The organism is Ligilactobacillus apodemi DSM 16634 = JCM 16172, assembly GCF_001434405.1.
Taxonomy (GTDB): domain Bacteria; phylum Bacillota; class Bacilli; order Lactobacillales; family Lactobacillaceae; genus Ligilactobacillus; species Ligilactobacillus apodemi.
Map to the genome: position 1 here is coordinate 14,197 of NZ_AZFT01000053.1, position 24,806 is coordinate 39,002.

General features: G+C 40.3%; 24 protein-coding genes. 17 read left to right on the plus strand and 7 right to left on the minus strand.

Annotated elements, in window-relative coordinates; all coding sequences use genetic code 11:
* The first annotated feature begins 3 nt into the window (after positions 1-3).
* From FC32_RS05275 to FC32_RS05300, 6 genes are all read left to right on the plus strand, one after another.
* Positions 4-501, plus strand: a complete 498-nt coding sequence (locus FC32_RS05275) for a phosphatidylglycerophosphatase A family protein (protein ID WP_025086458.1) — start codon at positions 4-6, stop codon at positions 499-501.
* A gap of 130 nt (positions 502-631) precedes the next feature.
* Positions 632-2,662: a methionine--tRNA ligase gene (metG, locus tag FC32_RS05280; RefSeq protein WP_056957307.1), complete on the plus strand. Its 2,031-nt coding sequence runs from the start codon at positions 632-634 to the stop codon at positions 2,660-2,662.
* A gap of 61 nt (positions 2,663-2,723) precedes the next feature.
* Positions 2,724-3,497, plus strand: a complete 774-nt coding sequence (locus tag FC32_RS05285) for a TatD family hydrolase (RefSeq protein ID WP_025086459.1) — start codon at positions 2,724-2,726, stop codon at positions 3,495-3,497.
* 1 nt (position 3,498) lies between these two features.
* A complete protein-coding gene (gene rnmV / locus FC32_RS05290) occupies positions 3,499-4,059 on the plus strand; it encodes a ribonuclease M5 (RefSeq protein ID WP_155891427.1) in 561 nt (186 codons plus the stop codon).
* Positions 4,060-4,077: 18 nt separating this feature from the next.
* The gene (rsmA, locus tag FC32_RS05295; protein WP_025086461.1) at positions 4,078-4,965 is read left to right on the plus strand and encodes a 16S rRNA (adenine(1518)-N(6)/adenine(1519)-N(6))-dimethyltransferase RsmA; all 888 of its coding nucleotides are present in this window, start codon (positions 4,078-4,080) and stop codon (positions 4,963-4,965) included.
* A gap of 99 nt (positions 4,966-5,064) precedes the next feature.
* Complete coding sequence (locus FC32_RS05300; RefSeq protein ID WP_025086462.1) at positions 5,065-5,298, plus strand: Veg family protein; 234 nt, start codon at positions 5,065-5,067, stop codon at positions 5,296-5,298.
* Positions 5,299-5,406: 108 nt separating this feature from the next.
* Here the strand turns inward: FC32_RS05300 and FC32_RS11060 are convergent, their stop codons facing one another.
* The gene (locus FC32_RS11060) at positions 5,407-5,529 is read right to left on the minus strand and encodes a hypothetical protein (protein WP_257576542.1); all 123 of its coding nucleotides are present in this window, start codon (positions 5,527-5,529) and stop codon (positions 5,407-5,409) included.
* 430 nt (positions 5,530-5,959) lie between these two features.
* Between FC32_RS11060 and pdhA the strand changes: the two genes are divergently transcribed.
* From pdhA to FC32_RS05330, 6 genes are all read left to right on the plus strand, one after another.
* Positions 5,960-7,060 carry a pyruvate dehydrogenase (acetyl-transferring) E1 component subunit alpha gene (gene pdhA / locus FC32_RS05305; protein ID WP_025086463.1) on the plus strand — a complete coding sequence of 367 codons (1,101 nt, stop codon included), beginning with the start codon at positions 5,960-5,962 and terminating at the stop codon, positions 7,058-7,060.
* Complete coding sequence (locus FC32_RS05310; RefSeq protein ID WP_025086464.1) at positions 7,060-8,037, plus strand: alpha-ketoacid dehydrogenase subunit beta; 978 nt, start codon at positions 7,060-7,062, stop codon at positions 8,035-8,037. The genes pdhA and FC32_RS05310 overlap by 1 nt, the downstream gene beginning before the upstream one ends.
* Positions 8,038-8,048: 11 nt before the next feature.
* The gene (locus tag FC32_RS05315; RefSeq protein ID WP_025086465.1) at positions 8,049-9,347 is read left to right on the plus strand and encodes a dihydrolipoamide acetyltransferase family protein; all 1,299 of its coding nucleotides are present in this window, start codon (positions 8,049-8,051) and stop codon (positions 9,345-9,347) included.
* A gap of 7 nt (positions 9,348-9,354) precedes the next feature.
* Positions 9,355-10,761 (plus strand): dihydrolipoyl dehydrogenase, encoded by a 1,407-nt coding sequence (gene lpdA, locus FC32_RS05320; protein ID WP_025086466.1) that lies wholly within the window; start codon positions 9,355-9,357, stop codon positions 10,759-10,761.
* 20 nt (positions 10,762-10,781) lie between these two features.
* On the plus strand, positions 10,782-11,801 hold the full coding sequence (locus FC32_RS05325; protein ID WP_025086467.1) for a lipoate--protein ligase: 1,020 nt from the start codon (positions 10,782-10,784) through the stop codon (positions 11,799-11,801).
* A 131-nt stretch (positions 11,802-11,932) separates the two neighbouring features.
* A complete protein-coding gene (locus FC32_RS05330; protein ID WP_025086468.1) occupies positions 11,933-12,796 on the plus strand; it encodes an alpha/beta hydrolase in 864 nt (287 codons plus the stop codon).
* A 47-nt stretch (positions 12,797-12,843) separates the two neighbouring features.
* On the opposite strand, the gene ispE is transcribed toward FC32_RS05330, so the two are convergent.
* From ispE to FC32_RS05350, 4 genes are all read right to left on the minus strand, one after another.
* Positions 12,844-13,725, minus strand: a complete 882-nt coding sequence (gene ispE, locus FC32_RS05335; RefSeq protein ID WP_056957308.1) for a 4-(cytidine 5'-diphospho)-2-C-methyl-D-erythritol kinase — start codon at positions 13,723-13,725, stop codon at positions 12,844-12,846.
* 71 nt (positions 13,726-13,796) lie between these two features.
* Entirely contained in the window at positions 13,797-14,933 is a 1,137-nt protein-coding gene (locus FC32_RS05340; RefSeq protein WP_056957309.1) for a glycerate kinase, read from the minus strand.
* Positions 14,934-15,073: 140 nt separating this feature from the next.
* Positions 15,074-16,468 (minus strand): argininosuccinate lyase, encoded by a 1,395-nt coding sequence (gene argH / locus FC32_RS05345; protein WP_025086469.1) that lies wholly within the window; start codon positions 16,466-16,468, stop codon positions 15,074-15,076.
* Between the two features lies 1 nt (position 16,469).
* Positions 16,470-17,681: an argininosuccinate synthase gene (locus FC32_RS05350; RefSeq protein ID WP_025086470.1), complete on the minus strand. Its 1,212-nt coding sequence runs from the start codon at positions 17,679-17,681 to the stop codon at positions 16,470-16,472.
* A gap of 374 nt (positions 17,682-18,055) precedes the next feature.
* Here FC32_RS05350 and purR point away from each other — a divergent pair, with 374 nt between their 5' ends.
* The 3 genes from purR to FC32_RS05365 all read left to right on the plus strand — a co-directional run bounded on the left by purR (position 18,056) and on the right by FC32_RS05365 (position 21,504).
* Entirely contained in the window at positions 18,056-18,886 is an 831-nt protein-coding gene (gene purR / locus FC32_RS05355; RefSeq protein WP_025086471.1) for a pur operon repressor, read from the plus strand.
* A 152-nt stretch (positions 18,887-19,038) separates the two neighbouring features.
* The gene (glmU, locus tag FC32_RS05360) at positions 19,039-20,442 is read left to right on the plus strand and encodes a bifunctional UDP-N-acetylglucosamine diphosphorylase/glucosamine-1-phosphate N-acetyltransferase GlmU (protein ID WP_025086472.1); all 1,404 of its coding nucleotides are present in this window, start codon (positions 19,039-19,041) and stop codon (positions 20,440-20,442) included.
* A gap of 87 nt (positions 20,443-20,529) precedes the next feature.
* Entirely contained in the window at positions 20,530-21,504 is a 975-nt protein-coding gene (locus FC32_RS05365) for a ribose-phosphate diphosphokinase (RefSeq protein ID WP_025086473.1), read from the plus strand.
* Between the two features lie 80 nt (positions 21,505-21,584).
* Here FC32_RS05365 and FC32_RS05370 read toward each other — a convergent pair whose 3' ends face one another.
* Positions 21,585-21,809: a hypothetical protein gene (locus FC32_RS05370; RefSeq protein ID WP_025086474.1), complete on the minus strand. Its 225-nt coding sequence runs from the start codon at positions 21,807-21,809 to the stop codon at positions 21,585-21,587.
* 109 nt (positions 21,810-21,918) lie between these two features.
* Here FC32_RS05370 and FC32_RS05375 point away from each other — a divergent pair, with 109 nt between their 5' ends.
* Together FC32_RS05375 and FC32_RS05380 are read left to right on the plus strand one after the other, a co-directional pair.
* Positions 21,919-22,590: a YczE/YyaS/YitT family protein gene (locus tag FC32_RS05375; protein ID WP_025086475.1), complete on the plus strand. Its 672-nt coding sequence runs from the start codon at positions 21,919-21,921 to the stop codon at positions 22,588-22,590.
* Positions 22,591-22,665: 75 nt separating this feature from the next.
* Entirely contained in the window at positions 22,666-24,288 is a 1,623-nt protein-coding gene (locus tag FC32_RS05380; RefSeq protein ID WP_025086476.1) for an ABC-F family ATP-binding cassette domain-containing protein, read from the plus strand.
* Positions 24,289-24,345: 57 nt separating this feature from the next.
* Here the strand turns inward: FC32_RS05380 and FC32_RS05385 are convergent, their stop codons facing one another.
* Complete coding sequence (locus FC32_RS05385; RefSeq protein ID WP_025086477.1) at positions 24,346-24,804, minus strand: low molecular weight protein-tyrosine-phosphatase; 459 nt, start codon at positions 24,802-24,804, stop codon at positions 24,346-24,348.
* Positions 24,805-24,806: the final 2 nt, after the last annotated feature.

The following is a 24,806-nucleotide window of genomic DNA, read 5'->3' on the forward strand; positions in this document are numbered from 1 at the left end:
AAAATGTATCAAAAAGATTTTAAATACCCAGACACTAAGGCTTATGAATTTGTAGTCACCCGGTTAAAGGAACGTGGGGTGGAACTTGATCAATTAGCGCAACTCGTCTACGATACCCAAAAAGGTTTTGAAGCTGAGTTGACTTTAGCAGAATGCCAAAAAGATCTTAACGATGTGATGCATAAACGGGAATTATTAAACAATGCAATGGTAATGTTAGAACTTGACCGTTTGACCGAAGAAAATAAAGTTGCTCAACCTTTACGGGAGATCATCGAAAATGACTCCGGTGTTTTTGGCGTCGATGAAACTTTGGCGTTACAGATCGCTAATATTTACGGAACGATCGGGGCAACTAATTTTGGCTACTTTGACCGTGTTAAATCGGGGATCATTCAAAAGTTCGATACGAGTCCTGAGCATGTAAATACGTTTATTGATGATCTATTAGCGGCGATCGTGGCAGCCACATGTGGTAAGATCGCACATAAATATGCTTAATACCCTAGTTTTTTACGGGAAACAGCTCATCAAGGAGTAGTTGTTATGGTATACTAATTTTATCGAATTTTTGACGATGAGAACTTGCATACTATAGTTAAGTTTTTAAGTGAAAGGAAATAACAAGTTTATGGCTGAAAAAGAGACATTTTATATTACCACGCCGATTTATTATCCTTCGGGGAAATTACATATCGGTAATTCTTACACCACGATCGCTTGTGATGTTTTAGCACGTTATAAGCGCCTTCAAGATTTTGATGTTTTCTTTTTGACGGGAACTGATGAACATGGTTTAAAAATTGAACAAAAAGCCGAAGATCTAAATATGACACCAAAAGAATATGTAGATATGATGGCTGAATCGATCCAAAACCTGTGGAAAACATTAGAGATCACAAACGATAAATTTATTCGAACAACTGATGATTATCATGAAGCTGCGATCCAAAAGATCTTCCAAAAGCTTTTAGATAAAGGTGATATTTACTTAGGTTCATATAAGGGCTGGTACTCAGTTTCTGATGAAGAATACTTTACTGAATCCCAACTTGCCGAAGTTTATCGGGATGAACAAGGCAATATGATCGGTGGCAAAGCCCCATCAGGCCATGAAGTCCAATTAGTTGAAGAAGAATCTTACTTCTTTAAGATGAGTAAATATGCTGATCGCTTGGTGGAATATTATAATGAACATCCTGAATTCATTATTCCACAAACACGTAAAAATGAAATGTTAAACAACTTCATCAAGCCAGGTTTAGAAGACTTAGCGATCACGCGGACTAGTTTTGATTGGGGCGTCAAAGTTCCTAATGATCCAAAACACGTAGTCTATGTCTGGATCGATGCGTTATGTAACTATATCACGGCGCTTGGCTACGGCAGTGATGACCAAACACTATTCAACAAATATTGGCCTGCTAACGTTCACATGGTGGGGAAAGAAATCGTGCGCTTCCACACGATCTATTGGCCAATTGTTTTGATGGCGTTAGATTTACCATTGCCAGAACATATCATTGGTCATGGCTGGTTATTGATGCGTGACGGTAAGATGTCTAAATCTAAGGGCAATGTGATCTATCCAGAAATGTTGACCAAACGCTATGGCTTAGACGCATTACGCTACTATTTGATGCGTGCAGTACCATTTGGTAATGACGGGGTCTTTACGCCAGAAGATTTTGTCAGCCGGATCAACTACGATCTTGCTAACGATTTAGGGAACCTATTGAACCGAACAGTAGCGATGATCAATAAGTATCGTGCCGGCAAAGTTCCCGCTTTAAAATCTGGAGTCACAGCTTTTGATGCTGATTTGGAACAATGTGCGCTTGATGCGATCAAAGAATATCAAGCTGAAATGGATAGTGCTCACTTCTCCTTAGCTTTAGAAGCATTATGGAAGTTTGTTTCTCGTTCTAATAAGTACATCGATGAAACTGAACCTTGGGTCTTGGCTAAAGATGAAACTAAAGCCCAAGAATTAGATAGTGTATTAGCCCACTTAGCGGCTAGTTTACGTTTGATCGCGATCTTATTACAACCAGTAATGACCCACGCACCAAAAGAGATTTTTGCACAATTAGGGTTGCCAACAGATAACATGAATATTAAGGATGTATCTTATTTTGATCTACCTGAAAATGCAACTGTTGTTAAGAAGGGGACACCGATCTTCCCTCGTCTCGATATTGACGAAGAAGTTGAATATATCAAGTCTAAGATGACTAAGAGTGATAAACAAAAGGGACGTAAGGCAATGCAAACTGCAGCCCAAGCAGAGGCTGAATTTGACCCTGAAAAGACAACTTTGAAATTGACTAAAAAAGAGATCCGTTTTGATAAATTTGACAAAGTTGAACAACGGGTGGCTTTGATCAAAGATGTCGCTAAAGTCAAAGGTGCCGATAAATTGCTCAAATTCCGTTTGGATGCAGGAGATGAAGGCGAACGGCAAATTTTATCTGGAATCGCTCAATGGTATCCAGAACCAGAAAAATTGATCGGCAAGAAAGTTATTGCGGTCACTAACTTACAACCACGTAAAATGCGCGGTGAGATCAGTCAAGGAATGTTGTTATCAGCCGAATTTGGTGATCAAGTTCAATTGATCATCGTTCCTGATGAAATTCCGGCCGGTTCATTAGTCGGTTAATTGCGCTTCTAAAAGGCACATGGGGCTTCCGTGTGCCTTTTAGCGTAAGAAAGGAAAGAAAATGAAAATTTTTGATTCACATACGCATATCAATGCTACTGAGTTTAAGCATGATCTACCTGATGTGATCAAGCGTGCCCAAGCATTGGATGTCACAGAAATGCTACTGATCAGTTACGATCAAACTAGTGCTGAGCAAATGTTAAAGCTGTTAGATAAATATGATGGTCTTTACGGAGCGATCGGTTGTCATCCGGAAAGTGCAGACCTTTATGATCAAGCTTATGAAAATTTTATTTTAACGGTGCTTAAACACCCTAAAGTTGTAGCAATCGGGGAGATCGGTCTTGATTATCACTGTGATGTTTCACCAGAAGTGCAAAAGAAGGTCTTTTTACGCCAAATCGAACTTGCCCATGAATTGAACTTACCGATCAGTATCCATAACCGCGATGCGATCGCCGACTGTTATGAAATTTTAAAAAATGCTCAAGTGGATCAGCTCGGTGGGATCATGCATAGCTTTAATGGTGATAAAAATTGGGCTGAGAAATTTTTAGCCTTAGGGATGGAGTTATCATACAGTGGGGTCGTGACCTTTGGCAATGCTAAAGAAGTTAAAGCGGCTGCGCTAAATACTCCGCTAGATCATTTGTTAGTGGAAACAGATGCGCCATATTTGACCCCATTACCATTTCGGGGGCGCATCAATGAACCTGCAATGACGCGGTATACCCTTGAATTCTTAGCCCAAAGTTTAAATATAACTCCCGAAAAATTAGCACAGATTACTCGTGCAAATGCAAGGAGGGTCTTGAAATTAGATGACAGATAAAATGAAAATAAAAGAAGTGATCGTTGTTGAAGGCAAAGACGACACTAAACGGATCAATTTAGCCGTAAATGCTGATACCTTAGAAACACGTGGTTCTGCGATCAGTGATGAGACTTTAGCTCAAATTGAAGAACTCCACGATAAAAGAGGGGTGATCGTCTTTACTGATCCCGATTTTTCCGGGGAAAAGATCAGAAAGATCATCCAAGAAGCAGTGCCTGGCGTTAAGCATGCCTTTTTGACTAAACACGATGCTGCGCCTGATCATAAAGGAAGTTTAGGCGTAGAACATGCTTCACCTGAAGCGATTAGGGAAGCTTTACGTAATTTATATACCGAAGAACCCGATGCTATCCCGGTAATCACTAGAGAAGATCTAGCGACGGCGGGCTTGATCTCTGGGCCAAAAGCCAAAATCAGACGGCGCTTATTAGGCGAGATCTTGCGGATCGGTTATGTAAATGGTAAACAACTCTACAAGCGGTTGAGTCTTTTTCAGATCACCAAAGAAGAATTCGCGCAGGCTTTGCGTGAAGTTGATGAGCTAGAACCACTTGAGTAAGAGAAAGGATTGGATTAAATGACAAATGAATTACCAGAGATCGCTTCGCCCACGCGGACACGTGCGATCATGGAAAGCTATGGTTTGACCTTTAAGAAGAGTTTAGGGCAAAACTTTTTAACGGATATCAACATCTTAAATAAGATCGTTGCTGCGGCTGATGTGACTGAAGCTGATGATGTGATCGAAATCGGTCCCGGGATCGGTGCTTTGACCGAACAATTGGCGAAAAGAGCGCATCAAGTTATGGCATTAGAGATCGATGACCGCCTGATCCCGGTGTTAAAGGATACTTTAGCGCCATATGATAATGTGACAATTGTGCACCAAGACGTTTTAAAAGCAGATTTGAAGGCTTTGATCGCGCAAAATTTTGATGGTAAGCATAATTTAAAAATTGTCGCTAACTTGCCATATTACATTACGACACCAATCATTTTACATTTATTGGATACGAAGATCGATTTTGAAAAGATCGTTGTGATGATGCAAAAAGAAGTCGCTGATCGTTTAGCCGCTACCCCAGGAAATAAAGACTATGGTTCTTTGACAGTAGCGGTCCAATACGAAATGGATGCCGATATTGCCTTTATCGTGCCTAAGACAGTCTTTATCCCACAGCCTAAGATCGACTCAGCGATCATTGTCTTAGAGAAAAAAGATAGCCAACCATATCAACCAGCTGATGAAGAATTTTTCAAAAAAATGGTCAAAGGGATCTTTTTACATCGGCGTAAGAGTTTGTGGAATAACTTACAAGGATTATATGGTAAAGACCCAGCTACAAAAGAAAAAATGCAAGTAGCGCTACAAAAAGCCGGGATCGAACCAGGGATCCGCGCGGAAAAATTATCGATCGCACAAATGGTAGATTTAGCCGATGCATTAAGTGCACAAAAACTATAAAAATTTGATTTTAATTATTGAAGTAGTCTTTCTAGTATGGTATAATTGCTAATTTTGTAAAATTATGTTACAATGGTCGATACAGAGAGGTGAAGCGTATTGCCAAGTACATTAACTAAAATCAAGAGCAAGCTCGACAATTGCATTGGCGCTGGTTTAACGGTAACGTCTCATGTGGGACGCAAAAAAGTTACTAAACGTCATGGAATTTTGCGGGAAACTTTCCCCGCTGTTTTTATCGTAGAATTAAGTCACGAAGAAAATGCCGTTGAACGCGTATCCTATAGCTACACCGACGTTTTGACCAATAGTATCGTTCTAGACTTTGATTAAAAATAAACTCTAGTATTGCCATGGTTATCATGGCTGAGGGACCGAGATTTAATTGTGAATATACATAAAAAGAGATGCCAAAATCGGCATCTCTTTTTATGTTTTTAATTAACGCTTTTTATCTTCACGCTTGGCTTCTTCTTCTTTGACTTCATTTTCACGACGTCTAGCATCTTCAAGCCGTGTTTCATTTAAACGATGTTCTAATTTTGAATCATTACGACGTGTCATAATTACATACTTCCCTTCATGTTACAACTGTAATTATAGTTCTCTAGTTCAAGAGTTACAAATAAAAACACTTTTTAATATAAAAAATTAAAGTCTTATTAGTAAAGTATCTTTTTAGCCAAAGTAGCAGAGCTGGATCAGTTAGTGTAAGGTGCTTTTAGGGTGAGTAGACTTTTAAGTGTGTTAACTGCTAGGGGGAGCCATTTTTGGATTGTGATAAACGTAACAAGCGGAAAGGATAAAAATAAATTTTAACTTTTTTTCAGTAAAACATTGCGCAAAACAAACATTTAGCGCTTGTTCGATGACAAATTAAAAGTTGCACAAAATTAACAAATTATTTAATTTCAGTTATAATTAATAATGTAAGCGCTATACAGGTTTTTAGATAAGTTTTTTTCCTTATGTTTTAGAGAAAGGAAGTTTTAAAATGACACAAAAAATTGATTTTGACGCATTGAAAACAATTTCACCTAGCGAAATCAAACCACTTCAAGTTCTAGATGAAAATGGCAATGTGATTGACCCAGATTTTTTCCCAGATCTTAGTGATGAAAAAATTGTTGAATTATTTAAGAAAATGCTTTGGTCTCGTGTGCTAGATGAGCGCTCGACTAAGTTGAATCGTCAAGGCCGTTTAGGTTTCTTTGCCCCAACAGCTGGGGAAGAAGCTTCTCAGATCGCTTCAGAATTTGCGATGGAAAAGAGTGATTTTCTCTTACCAGCATACCGTGATGTACCGCAATTAGTAATGCATGGCTTACCATTAGAAAAGGCTTTCTTGTGGTCACGAGGACATGTTTTGGGGAACGAATATGCTGATGATTTGGCTGCTTTACCACCACAAATCATTATCGGTGCCCAATATGTTCAAGCAGCAGGGGTTGCTTTAGGGCTTAAGAAAAAAGGCGCTAAAAATGTGGCCTACACTTATACTGGTGATGGTGGGACTTCCCAAGGCGATTTCTATGAAGGGATCAACTTTGCTGGGGCTTACCAAGCACCTGCGATTTTTGTCGTGCAAAACAACGGCTATGCGATCTCTGTTCCACGTGCAGTTCAAACTGTGGCACCAACCTTGGCGCAAAAAGGCTTAGCTGCCGGGATCCCAGGACTTCAAGTTGACGGAATGGATGCCTTAGCGGTGTACTTGGTGATGAGTGAAGCTCGTAAATATAGTGTAGCTGGCAACGGTCCAGTCTTGATCGAAACGTTGACTTATCGCTTTGGACCACACACGCTTTCTGGGGATGATCCTCATCGTTATCGGACAGCTGAAGAAGAAGACGAATGGCGTAAAAAAGATCCTTTAGTACGAGTACGTACTTATTTAGATAAAAAAGGTTTGTGGTCTGCGGAGCAAGAAGAAGCTGTTGTTGCTGAAGTAAATGAAGAGATCAATGAAGCAATGAAAAAGACAGAACAAGCTCCAAAACAAAAGGTCAGCGAATATCTGCAAAATGTCTTTGTAGAAACACCACCGACCTTAGAAGAACAAATTGCAAAATTTGCGGCTAAGGAGGAAGAATAATGGCTAAAACAACGATGATCAAAGCAATCACTCAAGCTTTGGAAGAAGAATTAAAACGTGATAAAAATGTTTTGGTATTTGGTGAAGATGTCGGACGCAATGGTGGGGTCTTCCGGGCTACAGATGGTTTACAAGATAAGATCGGTAAGGACCAAGTGTTTGATACGCCATTAGCAGAATCAGGCATTGGTGGCTTAGCTGTAGGGCTTGCCTTGACAGGTTTTCGTCCGGTTCCTGAAATTCAATTCTTTGGTTTTGTGTTTGAAGTGATGGATGAAATCGCTGCTCAAATTGCGCGGACACATTTCCGTTTAGGTGGCACACGTAAGATGCCTGTGACGATCCGGGCACCATTTGGCGGTGGGGTGCATACGCCAGAATTGCACTCTGACAGTTTAGAAGGCTTAATGGCACAAACACCAGGATTAAAAGTTGTGATTCCAAGTGATCCTTATGATGCTAAGGGCTTGTTGATCTCTGCGATCCGTTCCGATGATCCGGTCGTCTTTTTAGAACACATGAAGTTGTATCGTTCATTTAAACAAGAAGTACCTGATGGAGCTTACACGGTCGCTTTAGATAAAGCAGCGATCAAACGTGAAGGTAAAGATGTAAGTATCATTACTTACGGTTATATGGTCCACGAAAGTTTACGTGCCGCTGAAGATTTAGCTAAAGAGGGTATTGAGGCTGAAGTTGTTGACTTAAGAACGGTTTCGCCATTAGATGAAGAAACGATCTTAAAATCAGTGAAACGAACAGGCAAAGTTGTTTTAGTTCAAGAAGCACAACGCCAAGCCGGGATCAATGCGCAAGTAGCAGCTTTGATCGCCGAAAAAGGAATTTTATCCTTAGAAGCTCCGATTGGGCGAGTTGATGCACCAGATACACCATACCCATTTAGCGATGCTGAACAAATTTGGTTACCAAATAAGGCAGACATTATTGAAAAAGTAAAGGAAACGGTTAATTTCTAGGAGGAAGTCTGATGAGTAAATATCAATTTAAATTACCCGATATCGGAGAAGGGATCGCGGAAGGTGTTATTGGTGAATGGCACGTTAAAGTTGGCGATGAGATCAAAGAAGACGAAGATTTAGTTCAAATCGAAAATGATAAGTCCGTTGAAGAGATCCCTAGTCCAGTGGCAGGTAAAGTAACTGCGATCTTAGTGTCAGAAGGTGAAACAGCCGAAGTTGGCGATCCTTTAGTCGAGTTAGAGGTTGCTGAAGGTGCGGGAAACGTTACAACAGACGCTACTCCAAAAGAACCAGCAGCAGAAACCCAACCAGTAGCAAGTGATAAACCAGCTGAAACTGCTACTAAAGAAACGCCTAATAATGCGCAAGTGGTCGTGGCCTCGCAAGATCATTCCTTACCTGTTTTGGCAATGCCAGCCGTGCGCAAATATGCACGTGAAAAAGGAGTAGAGCTTGCTAAGATCAAAGGCAGTGGTCGCCATGGGCAAGTAACACGTGCTGATATTGATCAAGCAATGAACTTACCACAAGAAGCAGCAGAAAAAACAGTAGCAGATGTAAAAACAAATGAACCAGTAGTTTTAACGACTACTGCCAGTCCAGATTGGCCTGAAACGGTCGAAAAAATGTCACCTGTTCGCAAAGCAACCGCTAATGCAATGGTCCGTTCTGTTTCTCAGATCCCACATGTCCACGTTTTTGATGAAGTGGTCGTTGATAAGCTCTGGGATCACCGTAAGAAATATAAAGAATTGGCAGCTAAACGTGGTGTCAAGTTGACCTTTATGGCTTATATGGTCAAAGCTTTAGCAGTGATCTTAAAAGAATATCCGATCTTTAATAGTTCAGTGGATATGCAAAATCAAACGATCGCCTACAAGAACTACATTAACGTAGGGATCGCCACGGATACTGATCACGGTTTATTTGTTCCTAACGTCAAGCATGCGGATGCTTTAAGTTTATTTGGGATCGCAGAACAGATCTCAGCTAATACAGCTAAAGCTAAGGAAAACAAATTGTCACGTGATGATATGAGTCATACGGGGATGTCGATCACCAATATTGGCTCTGTTGGTGGTGGTTTCTTTACCCCGATCATTAATTGGCCTGAAGTAGCGATCTTAGGTATGGGTAAGATCACTAAAGAAGCCGTTGTAGTAGATGATGAGTTACAAATCGCACGGGTCTTGAAATTATCTCTAGCCTTTGACCACCGTGTTATTGATGGTGCAACTGCGCAAAAGGCAGTCAACCGTCTAAAAGAATTGTTGGCAGACCCAGAATTGTTATTAATGGAAGGATGAGAAACAGATGGTCGTAGGAGATTTTTCAATTGAATTAGATACAGTTGTCATCGGTGCTGGCCCAGGAGGTTATGTAGCTGCGATCCATGCGGCTGAATTAGGGCAAAAAGTAACGGTGATCGAACGTGAATTTATCGGTGGTGTATGTTTGAACGTTGGTTGTATTCCATCAAAAGCTTTGATCGAAGCTGCGCACCATTATCAATATGCGATGCATTCACAAGATATGGGGCTATTAGTGACAGCTGCTAAATTAGACTTTGCCAAGACGATCGAATGGAAAAATAGTGTTGTTTCTCGTTTGACTGGTGGGGTTGCATCACTTTTCAAAAAGCACCAGATCGATGTTGTTTGGGGCGATGCTTTCTTAAAAGATGACCACAGTTTACGTGTGATCGATAAGGATGGAAATGCACAAACCTATAGTTTCAATAATTTGATCGTTGCAACGGGTAGTCATCCGATCGAAATTCCCAACTTCAAATTTAAGGGCCGTGTCTTAGATTCGACTGGTGCGCTTAATTTACAAGAAGTGCCAAAAGAATTAGTTGTTGTTGGTGGGGGGTATATTGGTTCTGAATTAGCTTCTGCTTACGCTAACTTGGGGGCTCATGTCACGATCTTAGAAGGTGGCCCAATGATTTTAGCTAACTACGAAAAAGATTTAGTGAAAGTTGTGGAACATCACTTTAGCAAACAAGGTGTTGATATTTATACGAATGCACTTGCTAAAAAGGCTGAACAAACAGATGAAAATGTTAAGATCACCTTTGAGATCAACGGTGAAGAAAAAGAAATGGTTGCCGACTATGTGATCGTTTCGGTCGGGCGTCGTCCTAATACTGCCGATATGGGCTTAGAACAAGCAGGGGTTAAAATTGATGAACGTGGCTTGATCCCAGTTGATGCTCAAAGTCGGACAAATATTTCGCATATCTATGCAATTGGTGATATCGTGGCTGGTTTTGCGTTAGCTCATAAGGCAAGTTACGAAGGAAAAGTAGCGGCTGAAGCAATTTCTGGGATGAAAACGACAGTTGATTATCGCGCGATGCCAGCAGTTTGCTATACTGATACTTCGATCGCCACAACTGGCTTGACCTTGGCGGAAGCAAAAGAACAAGGCTTCAAAGCTAAAAAAGCTCAATTCCCATTTACAGCTAACGGACGGGCGATCTCAATGGGTAAGACTGATGGATTTATTCGCTTAGTCTTTGAAGAAGAAACTGATGTCTTATTAGGAGCACAGATCGTTGGGGCCCACGCTAGTGATTTGATCAACGAATTGACTTTAGCGATCGAAATGGGGGCAACCACAGAAGATATTGGTTTAACGATCCACCCACACCCATCATTAGGTGAAGCGGTAATGGATGCTGCGGATGTAGCTTTAGGTTTTCCAACTAACATTTAAGAGGCAAATAAGGGATGAAAATGCAATATGTAGTAATGCCCAGTAACGATATTCGGACTAATTTAGCAACTGAGCAATATTTAATGAACAGTGGTAAATTAAAAGCACCGTTTATGCTCTTTTATATCGAAGGTCCATGTATTATCGTGGGGCGTAATCAAAATACTTTAGAAGAGATCAACCAAAAATATTGTGAAGAACATGGTATCACGGTCACGCGGCGTTTGTCCGGCGGTGGTGCGATGTATCAAGATCTCGGTAACTTATGCTTTAGTTTTGTTGTTCCAGCTAAAGATCAAGAATTCGGTGATTTTAAGACTTTAGTCGCACCAGTAGTTGAAGCTTTACATGAAATGGGAGCTACGGGAGCTGAAGTTACTGGTCGAAATGACATTGTGATCGACGGAAAGAAGTTTTCTGGAAATGCAATGTATACTAAGGGCGACAAAACCTTTTCACATGGAACATTGATGTTTGATGTGGATACAGGTGCAGTTGAAAATGCCTTGAAAGTTCCTAAAGATAAGATCGAATCAAAAGGAATCAAATCGGTACGTTCACGGGTCACCAATATCAAACCTTACCTAGCTGAAAGTTACCAAAAATTAGATACTTTTTCATTCCGCGATGAATTGATCAAGAAGATTTGGAAAGTTGATGATCTCGAGCAGTTAAAAGAGTTTGAGTATAAATTAGACGAGACCGATCAAGCAGAAATCGCCAAAATTGAACAAGAATTGTACAAAAATTGGGATTGGGTCTATGGCCGTTCACCCGAGTTTACCGTCCAAAGACGTCGTCATTTTGACGGTGGAACGATCGATGCGCGTTTCTTGATCGAAAACGGCAAAATCGCTGAAGTAACGATCTATGGTGATTTCTTTGGGAAAAAAGATGTCGCTGAATTGCAGACAGCCTTAAAAGGCCAAAAATATGCACCTGAAGTAATTCGCCAAGTTCTAAGTCAATTTGAACTCAATGAATACTTTGTGGGGCTTGATGCTACTGAAGTAACGGAACTTTTAGCATTACAACAATAAAAATTTATCGCTGAAAAATACGAGTAGGTCATACGCTTTGGGAGATTTACTCGTATTTTTTTGCTTTAAAACTGTTACTAAACTTCAAAATGGGATTATAATTAGGTGATCGAAGAAAGAAGGTCACAGTTGTGAAAAAATGGATCTGGGGAAGCTTAGGCGTGATTTTGATTGGCGCAGTAATTTTACAAGTGCTTCTTTTATGGGGCACTTCTGAGCAACCTTTGCGAACTGATAATTTACACAGTAACCTTGAATATTCTGATGTGCCTACGCTTTTGATCCCTGGATGGGGTGGTAATGCTTGGACGTATCGGAAACTGATCACATCTTATCAAAAACAAAATGTTGCCCAAAAAACAATGACGATCCATGTGACACCCACAGGAAAGGTGAAGGTTAAAGGGACTGTTGCTAAGAAGAAAAATGCGCTGATCCAGTTGATCTTTGATTGGAATTACACTAAAGATTATCAGCCCCAAACTGTCTGGTTGACCAGTGTTTTAAAGGTATTACACGATAAGTATCACGTAACGCGCTTAAATATTGTAGCTCATTCTTGGGGTGGAAGTGCTTTTGTGCATGCGATGGCTGATTCTAAGTCATTGCAACGCGAGATTTCTTTTCCTAAAGTTATTTTATTAGGGACTCCGGTTGATGAAGGGGTAGATGAGGGTGTCAGTTATACTAAAGCACAAAAACAAAAAACGACCGATCAAAATTATGAACAGCTGATCAAGAAATTTCAAAAGTTTAGTCCAGCGTCAACGATCACTTTTTACAATTTGATGGGTTCGATCGATGGTGAACAAACAGATGGTTCGGTCCCCAATGTCCAATCGATGTTTTTGAAAAATTTGCTACATTCGGATTGGGCGCGGTATTATCAAGCAGTTTATGCCAACACCGATCATACTGCGCTTCACCAACGAAAAAAGATCTTAGAAAATATTATGCAGATCCTTTGGAGCAAACGAGCTTTAGTGCAAAAATAAAAGAACCGCCTAAGTTAATTGAAAAACCAACTTAGGCGGTTCGCTTTTTATTTTAGACAAGTATTTTGCTTATCTAAATTATAGGGCGTAACTACATAAACTTCATGGCAAAAGCCACGTAAGCTATTATAAATATGTTGGATCCGCGAAGATTTTTGCGAGATTCCAAATACGGTCGGCCCACTACCACTCATTTGGGCAGCATCACACCCAAATTTAAGCATCTTTTGTTTGATCCTTAAAATATCTGGGTGACGTTCAGCCGTGATTGCCTCAAGCGTATTTCCCATTTTAGTGACCATCTGCTCATAATTACCAGCCTTGATCGCAGCAACAACCCCATCAACATCTTGGTGAGTGATCTTACCATAATTTATCCGGCGTAAAATACTAGGAGTCGAGACGCTATCACGTGGCTTAGCGATCACGATTTTTAGTGGGGGAAGCGGTCCGATCGGGGTGACGATCTCACCTTTTCCTGTGACTAATGCGGGTTCGCTATAGACGCAAAAGGGAACGTCTGAATCGATCTCAAGGCCGATCTTGGCGAGCTGAGCTTTAGTGAGACCGAGATCCCAAAGGCGGTTTAGCCCACGTAAGACTGCGGCTGCATCGGAAGATCCACCACCCATTCCTGCGGCGACAGGGATGTTTTTGTCGATCACGATCTCAACCCCCTCATTGATGCAGTAGTGATCACGTAGAACTTTAGCGGCTTGGTAGGCTAAATTACGTTGATCGCTCGGTAAAAAACCGGAATTCGTTGAGACAGTAATTTCACGAGAATCTGGAAGGGTTTTGATGTGCACATAATCAGCTAAATCCACTGCGATCATGACCATTTTCCATTCTGGTTCGCCGTTTTGATGACGAAATGGGGTATCTAGGCTGAAGTTTAGTTTAGCCGGAGCTTTCTCTGATATCTCCATTTGTTTCACCTGTCTATCATTCAAATTATTAGTTTAATTATACTGAACAACGCGTCATTTTAAAAGTGGGATCAAATATTCTGCGCTTTTTTTAAAAAACATGCCAGCTCAGTTGCTGTTTGCGTCAAGTTTTGCTCAGTAGCACTTAACGCTTCTGTTAAAGTAACGACTCCAGGAACACAAGAAAATAATGCATCAAAGCCAAGCTCATGCAGTTGGGCTACATCTTTGATCTGACCGGCAATGCCACAGCAAAGACAATTAGGAGCTACTTTCTTGACCGTTTGCAAGACCCCTAAAGGCGCTTTACCTAGTTCAGTTTGGGCATCTAAGCTGCCTTCACCTGTAAGTAAAAGATCGGCTCCTTGAGCAAGTTCACTTAAAGCAGTCATTTCGAGCATTAAGCTCACGCCTGACTGCAGTTGAGCATGACTAAATGCCAATAGCCCCCCGGCAATGCCCCCAGCAGCTCCAGCACCAGAGACATTAGTGATATCTTTTTGCGTTGTTTGGTAAATTACTTGAGCAAAATGCTGTAAAGCTTTATCAAGAGCGTTAACGTCTTTTTCTGAGGCACCTTTTTGGGGTCCAAAAACAAAACTTGCGCCTTTAGGACCAATAAACGGAGCGATAACGTCACTGGCTAAGATGATCTTTGTAGTTTGTAAGCGCTGATCAAACGCATCGGTTTTAATAGTGGCTAAGTTTTTCAAGGCTGCTCCACCAAAGGAAAGCACGTTACCGTCATGATCTAAAAGCTTTAAGCCAAGTGCTTGCAAAAGGCCAGCACCGCCGTCATTAGTTGCACTACCACCTAAACCAAGAATAATTTTACTGACACCTAGATCAAGGGCGGCCTTGATCAATTCACCGGTGCCATAACTGGTGGCATGGAGTGGATCTTTAGTTGTAGCCAACTCAAGTCCACTGGCACTAGCAGTTTCGATCACTGCTGTTTGTCCGTGATCGATCGTCGCAAATGTAGTAGTTATTTGATTGTTGTTGGGACCGGTAACATTAATAGGGTAAAGTTGACCAGTCGTATTGTGTAACATTGCAGCTAAAAAGCCATCTCCCCCGTCAGACATTGGGATCAGATGATAAGTTGCCTTGGGAAAATAAGGATAGAAGCCAGCTTTGAGTGCCTTAGCTACATTTTCAGCACTTAGGCTTCCTTTGAATGAGTCAGGAGCAATAATGATTTTCACTAGCGGTCTCTCTTTTCTATAATAAATACACCAAAACGATCTACTTAAGCATATTTTAGTTGGAATAGCCTAGTTAAGCAATCTTTCCAGCCATTAAAAATAGCGCTAAATGAACGAGATCATTAGCGCTATTAGAAAATTTAATTATCTTTATAGTTAGCCATTATTTGTTTTGCTTGAGCAATTTGCTGTTTGACTTGCTCAAAACCGGTAGCACCATAGGAATTTCTGCGTAAAACAGCATTTTTAGGTGATAAGGCTGCATAAACATCATCTTTGATCGTTGGTTCAGCTTGTTGTAATGACTCAAGCGGCATATCTTGTAAGTTTTGGTGTTCTTTGATGCCAGTTAAAACAAGTTTGCCAGCAATTTCATGGGCTTTTCTAAAGGGGATCCCTTGTTTAGCTAAGTAATCAGCTAATTCAGTGGCGTTAGAAAAGTCATTGTCAAGCGCGTGTGCCATCTTGTCATCTTTGACCGTTAAAGTTTCGACCATGCCAGTACAGATCTTTAAACAAGGGATGATCGTTTTGACGGCATCAAAGACACCTTCTTTATCTTCTTGCATATCTTTATTATAGGCAAGTGGCAAGCCTTTTAAAACGGTCAAAAGACCCATGAGATCACCAAAGATCCGCCCGGATTTGCCCCGAATAAGTTCAGCCATATCAGGGTTTTTCTTTTGTGGCATGATCGAACTACCAGTCGAGTATTGATCTGAAAGCTCGATATAGCCGAATTCATAGCTACACCATAAAATAAGTTCCTCACAAAAACGTGAGAGATGAACCATTAAAATTGAAGCGTTGCTTAAAAATTCAAGCGCAAAGTCACGATCAGAAACAGCATCTAAGGAGTTAGCGTAAAGTTCGCTAAAATCAAGTTCATTAGCGCTATATTCACGGTCGATCGGAAAAGTTGTTCCCGCTAAAGCTGCTGCGCCTAATGGTGAGATGTCAGTATGCTTTAGGTTAAAACAAAAACGTTCCCGATCACGCTTTAACATTTGCCAATAGGCCATTAAATAATGTCCATAAGAGATCGGTTGGGCGTGTTGTAAGTGAGTATAACCAGGCATTAAGGTCTCTTGGTGTAATTCTGCTTTAGCTAATAAAGCAGATTGCAGTTCCGTGATGCAAGTGATCACGGTTTTGAGGCGCTTTTTTAAGTACAGATGTAAGTCAGTGGCGACTTGATCATTGCGGCTCCGAGCAGTGTGTAATTTACCGGCGACCGGTCCGATCTCTTTTGTTAATAACGCTTCTAAATTCATGTGGATATCTTCATTTTCAACTGTGAATTCGAGTTCATTTGCTGCTAATTTTTCCTGAAGTGTTTGTAGACCAGCGATAATTTGATCGGCTTCATTTGCAGGAAGGATCTTAGTGTGTTTGAGCATCTTTACGTGTGCTAATGAACCTTCAAGGTCTTCCGCGGCCATGAGTTGATCAAAGAAGATCGAAGCACCGAATTCATCGACCCAGTGTTCCGGTTGTTTTTCAAACCGCCCACCCCAAAGTTTATGAGTGCTCATCTTAATTCACTTCCTTGTCGTTTTTTTGTTGAACTTGGGCAAAAACTTGGGTCGGTAACCCGAAAAGTTTGATAAAGCCACTAGCTGCTTCTTGATCAAATTCATCAGCTGCGGTATAGGTTGCTAATTTTTCATCATATAAAGAGTTAAGTGATTTACGTCCTTCGCAGATAACATTTCCTTTGAATAGTTTGACTCTGACAGTCCCGGTCACTTGTTTTTGTGTTTCGGCTAAAAATGCTTGTAAAGCAGGCATTAAAGGCGAGAACCACAAACCGTTATAAATCAATTCACTCATCTTCTTTTCAATGACTGGTTTGAAATGAGCGACTTCTTTTTCAAGGGTGATATCTTCGAGATCTTTATGAGCAGTGATCAAGACTGTTGCAGCTGGACATTCGTAGATTTCTCTTGATTTGATCCCAACAAGCCGATTTTCAACGTGATCGATTCGTCCGATTCCATGCTTGCCAGCTAATTTATCGAGCTTTTGGATCAAATCTGCTAATTCCAGTGTTTGCCCGTCTAACTTAACTGGGACTCCTTGTTTGAATTCAAGTTCGATTATTGTTGCTTCATCAGGTGTTTCTTCTAATGGTAAGGTCCGATCATATGCATCAGCAGGGGCACTTTGCCATGGATCTTCTAAGATACCACATTCGTTAGCCCGACCCCATAAGTTTTCATCAACTGAGTAAGGGCTTTTTTTGTTGATCGGTACAGGGATGTTATTTTGTAAAGCATAATCGATCTCTTCTTCTCTAGACCAATGATTATCTCTGATCGGGTCTTCGATGATCATTTCGGGTGCAAGTGCGTGGATCCCCACTTCAAAACGAACTTGGTCATTTCCTTTACCAGTACAACCATGGGCGATCGCAGTTGCATCATATTTTTTAGCGACTTCTACGAGATGTTTAACGATCAAAGGACGAGATAGGGCAGAAACAAGGGGGTATTTTTGTTCGTAATATGTATGCGCTTGGAGAGCTGGCAAACAATAATCAGTTGCAAATTCATGCTTGGCGTCGATCACGAGTGATTCTACGGCTCCGACAGCTAAGCCTTTTTCCTTAATTTTTTCTAGATCTTTACCTTCTCCGACATCAATGCAACAAGCGATCACATCGTAACCTTTATTTTTGAGCCAAGCGATTTCGACCGAAGTATCTAAACCACCAGAATATGCGAGCACTACTTTTTTATTTGCCATGTTAAAAACTCCTTTATTTGTTTTGTTGAAGTTATCATACAATTTTTATTCACAAAAATCAACAATTTATTAATAATTATTCACAAAAATGCTAAATTTAATATTTTTTATGCATAAAAGAACCTGTGGATGAGCGTTTAGCCAAAAGCAAAAAAGTTTGCTTGACGTGGTGGTCTGAGAGTGATAACCTATAATAGTTTGTTTTAGAACCGAACGTTAATTATTAAAGTGTTAGATAGTTGATTATTGAAAGCTTAGTTAAATAACTATTGACTAAAAAACGAACTTTTTTATTAAAATAGGTTTAAAAACTAGGAAAAAAACGAGCGATGCCGTATAATGAAGTAATCAAATAGATATTGGAGGAATAAAATTTGAAAACAAGAAGAAGTGATAGATTGATCGATATGACGAGATATCTCTTGGAGTCGCCTCATACACTGATCTCATTGACTTTTTTTGCAGAGCGTTATGAATCGGCTAAATCATCGATCAGTGAAGATCTAGCCATCATTAAGCGAACTTTCAAATTACGTGGGATCGGCATTTTAGAGACCATTCCTGGTGCTGCTGGGGGTGCCCGCTTTATTCCTTCCATCGAAGAACATGAAGCGCGTGAGTTTATCAATGAAATGACCGCTGAATTATCAGAAAAAGATCGTCTTTTACCAGGGGGATATGTTTATTTATCAGACTTATTAGGGCGCCCCGACGTTTTGCGTAAAGTTGGCCGTGTGATCGCACGCCAATATATTGATAAGCAAATTGATGCCGTCATGACAGTTGCCACTAAAGGTGTTCCGATCGCGCAAAGTGTTTCGAGTTATTTAAATGTGCCCTTTGTGATCGTGCGGCGTGATTCAAAAATCACAGAGGGTTCCACAGTTTCGGTCAATTATGTCTCTGGTTCAAGCGAACGGATCGAAAAAATGGAACTTTCTAAGCGCAGTCTAAAGCGCGGTTCACATGTCTTAGTAGTCGATGATTTCATGAAAGGCGGCGGCACTGTCAACGGTATGAAATCAATGATCGAAGAATTTGAATCTGAACTCGTGGGGATCACTGTTTTTGCAGAAGGTTCTTTTGATGGACAAAGAATGGTCGATGACTATACTTCATTGTTAAAAGTTGATCAAGTCAACACGCTTGATAAGACGATCAAAGTCAGTCCCGGAAATTATCTTGAAAAAGTATTTGAACACTAAAATGTATTTAGCTACGGTCATTAGGGTCGTAGCTTTTTTGATTAGTTTGAAAGCTTGAAACTAGTTGATGTCTGGTTTATCATTGATAGTGTTTACGGATATATTATGTATAAGAAAGGATGCCGTTTTTATTAGGAACGGTGAGTTTTAAAATGACAGCAAAATATGCGATCATCTTGGCTGCAGGTCAAGGTACCCGAATGAAATCAAAATTATATAAGGTTTTACATCCCGTTTGTGGGAAATCCATGGTTGACCATGTTTTAACCGAATTAGAAAAAGATCAATTAGATGAGATCGTAACGATCGTGGGCCATGGTGCTCAAAAAGTTAAAGAAACTTTAGGAAAAAGAACCCGTTATGCGTTGCAAGCCGAACAATTAGGTACAGGTCATGCGGTCTTACAAGCGGAAGATATCTTAGGTGATAAAGCAGGGATGACTTTGATCACTTGTGGTGACACCCCGTTATTTACGGCTGAAACTTTTGCTAAATTATTCGAATATCACGAAAAATCTGGGGCAGCCGCTACTGTTTTAACTGCTAAAACTGATAAGCCATTTGGCTATGGTCGTATCATCCGTAACAACCGCGATGAAGTAGAAAAAATCGTCGAACAAAAAGATGCTACGCCAGAAGAAGCCTTAGTAAACGAAATCAATACTGGGGTATATTGCTTTGATAATCAAGCTCTCTTTGAGTCATTACATCAAGTTAATAATGATAATGCGCAAGGCGAATATTACTTACCTGATGTGATCGAAATCTTAAAGTCACAAGGTAAAGCGGTTGGTGCTTATTGCATGCCTGAATTTGAAGAATCAATGGGGGTAAACGATCGCAGTGCTTTAGCTAAGGCTACGGCGATCATGCAACGTCGCATCAATGAAAAACACATGAAAAATGGGGTGACTTTGATCGATCCTACGAGCACATATATTGATGTTGACGTTGAGATCGGAGCAGATACTGTGATCGAACCAGGCGTTTTACTAAAAGGTAAGACTAAGATCGGTTCTGATTGTGTCATTGGGGCTCATTCTGAGATCAGAAACTCAACTTTAGAAGACGGGATCGAAGTTAAAGCTTCCTTCTTAGAAGATGCTTACATGCACAACAATTCCAATATTGGGCCATATAGCCATTTGCGTCCACAAGCTGATATTGGTGAAGGCGTGCATATTGGTAACTTTGTTGAAGTTAAGAAAGCTAAACTTGGCAAAAATACTAAAGTTGGTCATTTGACCTATGTTGGGGATGCAACGTTAGGCAAAGAGATCAACGTTGGCTGTGGCACTGTTTTTGTAAACTATGATGGCCAAAATAAACATCACACTAATGTAGGTGACTATTCCTTTATCGGAAGTGGCTCAAATATTATTGCACCAGTTGAATTAGCGGATCATTCTTATGTAGCTGCTGGTTCAACGATCACTAACGATGTAGCCTCACATGAAATGGCGATCGCCCGTGGTCGTCAAGTCAATAAACCAGGCTATTATGACCGGTATCCAGTAGCTAAAGCTGCCCTTGAAAATGAAAAGAAAGATCAATAGTGACTGAAAAAAGTTTTGAAAATAGCTTGATTTTAGCATAACAAATGCATACTATTATAATTAGATAAATTTGTTTTGGAGGATACTATGTCTGAAAACTATAATAGTTCAAACATTAAAATTTTTGCTTTGAACTCTAATAAACCTTTGGCTGAAAAAATAGCTGCTTCTGTTGGCGTACCGTTGGGAAAGACTTCGGTCGATCGTTTTAGTGATGGTGAAATCCGAATTAACATTGAAGAATCCATTCGTGGTGATGAAATCTTTATTATTCAATCTACTTCGGCACCAGTTAATGATAATTTGATGGAACTTTTGATTATGATCGATGCTTTACGCCGTGCAAGTGCTGCAACGATCAACGTTGTTATTCCATATTATGGTTATGCACGACAAGACCGTAAAGCTCGCTCACGTGAACCTATCACAGCCAAGTTAGTTGCAGATATGGTTGAAAAAGCGGGTGCAGATCGTGCGATCATGTTAGATCTACACGCTGCTCAGATCCAAGGATTCTTTGATATCCCAGTCGATCACTTAATGGGTGCACCACTTTTAGCTGATTACTTCTTGACTCAAGGTCTTGATAAAGATGCAGTTGTTGTTTCACCTGACCACGGTGGGGTAACACGAGCACGTAAATTAGCTGAATTCTTGAAGGCACCGATCGCAATCATTGATAAGCGTCGTCCACGAGCTAACGTTGCTGAAATCATGAATATTATCGGTTCAGTTGATGGCAAGCGTTGTATCTTGATCGATGATATGATCGACACAGCAGGCACGATCACTTTAGCTGCTCAAGCATTGATGGATGCAGGGGCAACTGAAGTTTATGCTTCCGCAACTCACCCAGTTTTATCTGGTCCTGCGATCGAACGCATCGAAAAATCACCAATCAAGCAATTAGTTGTGACTGATTCGATTCAACTTCCAGAAGAAAAACAAATCGATAAGTTAGTACAAGTTTCTGTTGGTCCACTTATTGGTGATGCGATCAAACGTATCCACGAAAACAAACCGGTTAGTCCTTTGTTTACAACACGTTTCCGGAGAAACTAAAATAGACAAAATAAAAAATGGTAAAGATGATCGGCGCTTGCGGATCCTTTACCATTTTTTTATGCCCAAAATCAAGCTTGTTATTTCAAACGTTTAACGACTGCATAACGCTTAGCTTCTTCGTGTTCTTGGGCGATCGCTGCTGCTTCATCAAAAACAAAGTAAGCTTTGCCATCTTTTTCTTTTGCGACTAAGACAGGTTTTTCGGCTTTACGATGGTAGATTTGGGCAGCAACATAAGCATTGTCAAAATCAAATGCACTTGAAATAGAATCACCGGGATTAAAAAAGACATCTTCACTCATAAAAATTCCGCCTTTCTTACATGATTTTGATTACGGTTTAATTTTAGCACTCTTCAGTAGCAGACAAAAGCCGTCTGACTTACTGAAAATAAAAATGAAGGAATAAAAAATGAATAATGCAAGACAAAATGAACGACTAGAACTATTGGCCTATTTTATTTTCTCAATTTTTCTAAATAGTTTAGGAAATGCTTTGACAGTAGCGTTGAATTTAGGAAGTGCGCTATGGACTGCAGCGGCGGTCAATCTGGCTAAAGTTTTGCCCCTGACGTTGAGCTCGATGTTGATCATCTCAGGGAGTTTAGTCATTTTGACCAATATTATTATTTTGAAAAAAATCGACTTAAAAAGAGTCTTAGGCAATTTGATCTTTATGTTGCCTTTTTCGTGGCTAGTTGGAATATTTGCTGCGTGGATCTTAAAATTTCATTTAACGAGCTTACCTTTATGGCTGCAAGTTATCCTTGATTGTGTCGGTGTCAGCTTTATTGCGATCGCCATTTCGATTTATCAACGAGTCAACTGGATGTTACACCCGGTTGATGATTTAATGCAGATCATCAGATTTAAGTATTTTAAGGGAAATGCTACGGTCGCACAGTTGATCGTCTTTACGCCACCGATCATTGCGATCATTATTTCGTTGATGATCACGCATCAGATTTATGCGATCAATATTGGGACGTTATTTGCCTTACTTTTCCAAGGAACTTTAGTTGGGATCGCCGATAAGCTTGTTTTTCCTAAGTTAAAGCATCGTAACTTAGCAACAAAAATTTAAGGCAGATTTGCCTTTTTAGGATGCGATATGATACATTTAGGAAACGAATAATAAAGAATGCGAGGAATTTTATCTTTGATTACAGTAAGCGATGTAAGTTTAAACTTTTCTGGACGATTACTTTATGATGAAGTCAACTTAAAATTTACCCCGGGCAATTGTTATGGTGTGATCGGGGCAAACGGAGCTGGTAAATCGACTTTCTTAAAACTTTTAGAAGGTAAATTGACCCCAACAACTGGGACGATCACAACGGGACCAAACGAACGGATCTCGAGCTTGAACCAAAATCACTTTGGGTTTGAAGAATTTGAAGTGTTAGAAACTGTGATCCAAGGGCATAAAAAGTTATATGACATCATGAAAGAAAAAGATGCCCTCTATGCCAAGGCGGACTTTAGTGAAGAAGATGGCTTAAGAGCTGCCGATCTAGAAGCACAGTTTGCCGAAATGGACGGATGGAATGCCGAAGCCGATGCGTCTCAATTATTACAATCGGTGGGGATCCCGGAAAGCATGCACACGCAAAAAATGAGTGAACTTTCTGAAAGTGAAAAAGTTAAAGTGTTGCTAGCCCAAGCGTTATTTGGGGAACCAGATATCTTGTTACTTGACGAACCGACTAACGGGCTTGATGTGCAAACGATCAGTTGGTTAGAAGACTTTTTAGCTGATTACCCTAAGATCGTGATCGTGGTTTCACACGACCGTCACTTCTTAAACCAAGTCTGCACGGAAATGTGTGATGTCGACTTTGGTAAGATCAAGTTATATGTCGGAAACTACGATTTTTGGCTTGAATCTAGTCAATTAGCGGCTAAATTACAGGCTAATGCGAATGCGAAAAAAGAAGAAAAGATCAAAGAATTACAAGAATTTATCGCGCGTTTCTCAGCCAATGCGTCCAAGTCTAAACAAGCAACTTCGCGTAAAAAACAATTGGAAAAGATCACGCTTGATGATATCAAACCTTCCTCGCGTAAGTATCCATTTGTGAAATTTGAAATGCAACGTGAATTAGGTAATGATTTAGTTCGAGTGGAAAATGTTTCAAAAACGATCGATGGTGTGAAGATCTTGGATAATGTCAGCTTTATGATCCGTCCTGGTGAAAAAGCAGCGATCATTTCGCGTAATGATTTAGCGACAACAACTTTGATGCAGATCTTAGCTGGTAAACTAGAACCAGATACAGGTTCAGTGACATGGGGCCAAACGGCGATCCCAAGTTATATGCCACGTGACTTAGATGCTAACTTTAATAATGACGAGCTTTCGATCTTGGATTGGTTGCGTCAATATGCAGATAAGGAACAAAATGATAATACCTTCTTACGAGGATTCTTAGGTAAAATGTTATTCTCAGGTGATGACATTGATAAACAGATCAAGGTGCTCTCAGGGGGCGAAAAGGTACGCTGCATGTTATCTAAGATGATGCTTGAAAAAGGTAACGTCTTATTACTAGATGATCCAACTAACCACTTAGATCTCGAATCGATCACTTCTTTAAACGATGCCTTGATTGATTTTAAGGGTTCGTTGATCTTTACTTCACATGACCACCAATTCATTCAAACGATCGCAGACCATATTATCGAAGTTTCGGATAAAGGTGTCGTTGATCGCTTTGACACGACTTATGATGAATTTTTACAACATGAAACCGTGCAAGCTCAAGTAAAAGAATTATACTAAGCGCAAAAAAGCTACTCAGTTGAAAGGATTTAGGCTTTCACTGAGTAGCTTTTTACGTTAAAGTTTAGTTTTTAAGTAATTCAACCAATTAGGTAAGGCTTCGCTTAAATTAGCATAAGTTGTGGAAAAATCATTGGTATACCAAGGGTCGATCACAACTTGATCTTCTTTAGTCGGTGTTTGTTCATAGATGCTATGGATCTTAGCGTTAAGTTCGATCGGTGCAATCCTTTTGGCATCAAGATAATTATGTTTATCCATGACGATCACATAGTCAGAAGTGCTAAAATCTTTGGCGCGTAATTGCCGTGCTGCCGTTTGTGGAGGCTCAATACCGTGCTCTTGTAAGATCGTTAAGGTCCTTTCATCGGTTGCCATCCCTGAAATGGCATTGGTACTAGCCGAATCAACTTGGATTTGTTCGGATAAGCCCGCCTTTTTGACCAAATCTGTAAAAATTGCTTCGGCCATCGGGGAACGACAGATATTTCCTAGACAGACAAAGGTGACTTTCATGT

Bases quoted from the DNA above. Each gene is read 5' to 3' on its own strand.
- lpdA (WP_025086466.1), top strand. From the start codon at position 9,355: ATGGTCGTAGGAGATTTTTCAATTGAATTAGATACAGTTGTCATCGGT.
- FC32_RS05350 (WP_025086470.1), bottom strand. From the start codon at position 17,681: ATGGCAAATAAAAAAGTAGTGCTCGCATATTCTGGTGGTTTAGATACT.
- FC32_RS05325 (WP_025086467.1), top strand. From the start codon at position 10,782: ATGCAATATGTAGTAATGCCCAGTAACGATATTCGGACTAATTTAGCA.
- argH (WP_025086469.1), bottom strand. From the start codon at position 16,468: ATGAGCACTCATAAACTTTGGGGTGGGCGGTTTGAAAAACAACCGGAA.
- FC32_RS11060 (WP_257576542.1), bottom strand. From the start codon at position 5,529: ATGACACGTCGTAATGATTCAAAATTAGAACATCGTTTAAATGAAACA.
- glmU (WP_025086472.1), top strand. From the start codon at position 19,039: ATGACAGCAAAATATGCGATCATCTTGGCTGCAGGTCAAGGTACCCGA.
- rnmV (WP_155891427.1), top strand. From the start codon at position 3,499: ATGAAAATAAAAGAAGTGATCGTTGTTGAAGGCAAAGACGACACTAAA.
- ispE (WP_056957308.1), bottom strand. From the start codon at position 13,725: ATGGAGATATCAGAGAAAGCTCCGGCTAAACTAAACTTCAGCCTAGAT.
- FC32_RS05275 (WP_025086458.1), top strand. From the start codon at position 4: ATGTATCAAAAAGATTTTAAATACCCAGACACTAAGGCTTATGAATTT.
- FC32_RS05370 (WP_025086474.1), bottom strand. From the start codon at position 21,809: ATGAGTGAAGATGTCTTTTTTAATCCCGGTGATTCTATTTCAAGTGCA.
- FC32_RS05365 (WP_025086473.1), top strand. From the start codon at position 20,530: ATGTCTGAAAACTATAATAGTTCAAACATTAAAATTTTTGCTTTGAAC.
- FC32_RS05315 (WP_025086465.1), top strand. From the start codon at position 8,049: ATGAGTAAATATCAATTTAAATTACCCGATATCGGAGAAGGGATCGCG.
- pdhA (WP_025086463.1), top strand. From the start codon at position 5,960: ATGACACAAAAAATTGATTTTGACGCATTGAAAACAATTTCACCTAGC.
- FC32_RS05375 (WP_025086475.1), top strand. From the start codon at position 21,919: ATGAATAATGCAAGACAAAATGAACGACTAGAACTATTGGCCTATTTT.
- FC32_RS05385 (WP_025086477.1), bottom strand. From the start codon at position 24,804: ATGAAAGTCACCTTTGTCTGTCTAGGAAATATCTGTCGTTCCCCGATG.
- metG (WP_056957307.1), top strand. From the start codon at position 632: ATGGCTGAAAAAGAGACATTTTATATTACCACGCCGATTTATTATCCT.
- FC32_RS05285 (WP_025086459.1), top strand. From the start codon at position 2,724: ATGAAAATTTTTGATTCACATACGCATATCAATGCTACTGAGTTTAAG.
- rsmA (WP_025086461.1), top strand. From the start codon at position 4,078: ATGACAAATGAATTACCAGAGATCGCTTCGCCCACGCGGACACGTGCG.
- FC32_RS05310 (WP_025086464.1), top strand. From the start codon at position 7,060: ATGGCTAAAACAACGATGATCAAAGCAATCACTCAAGCTTTGGAAGAA.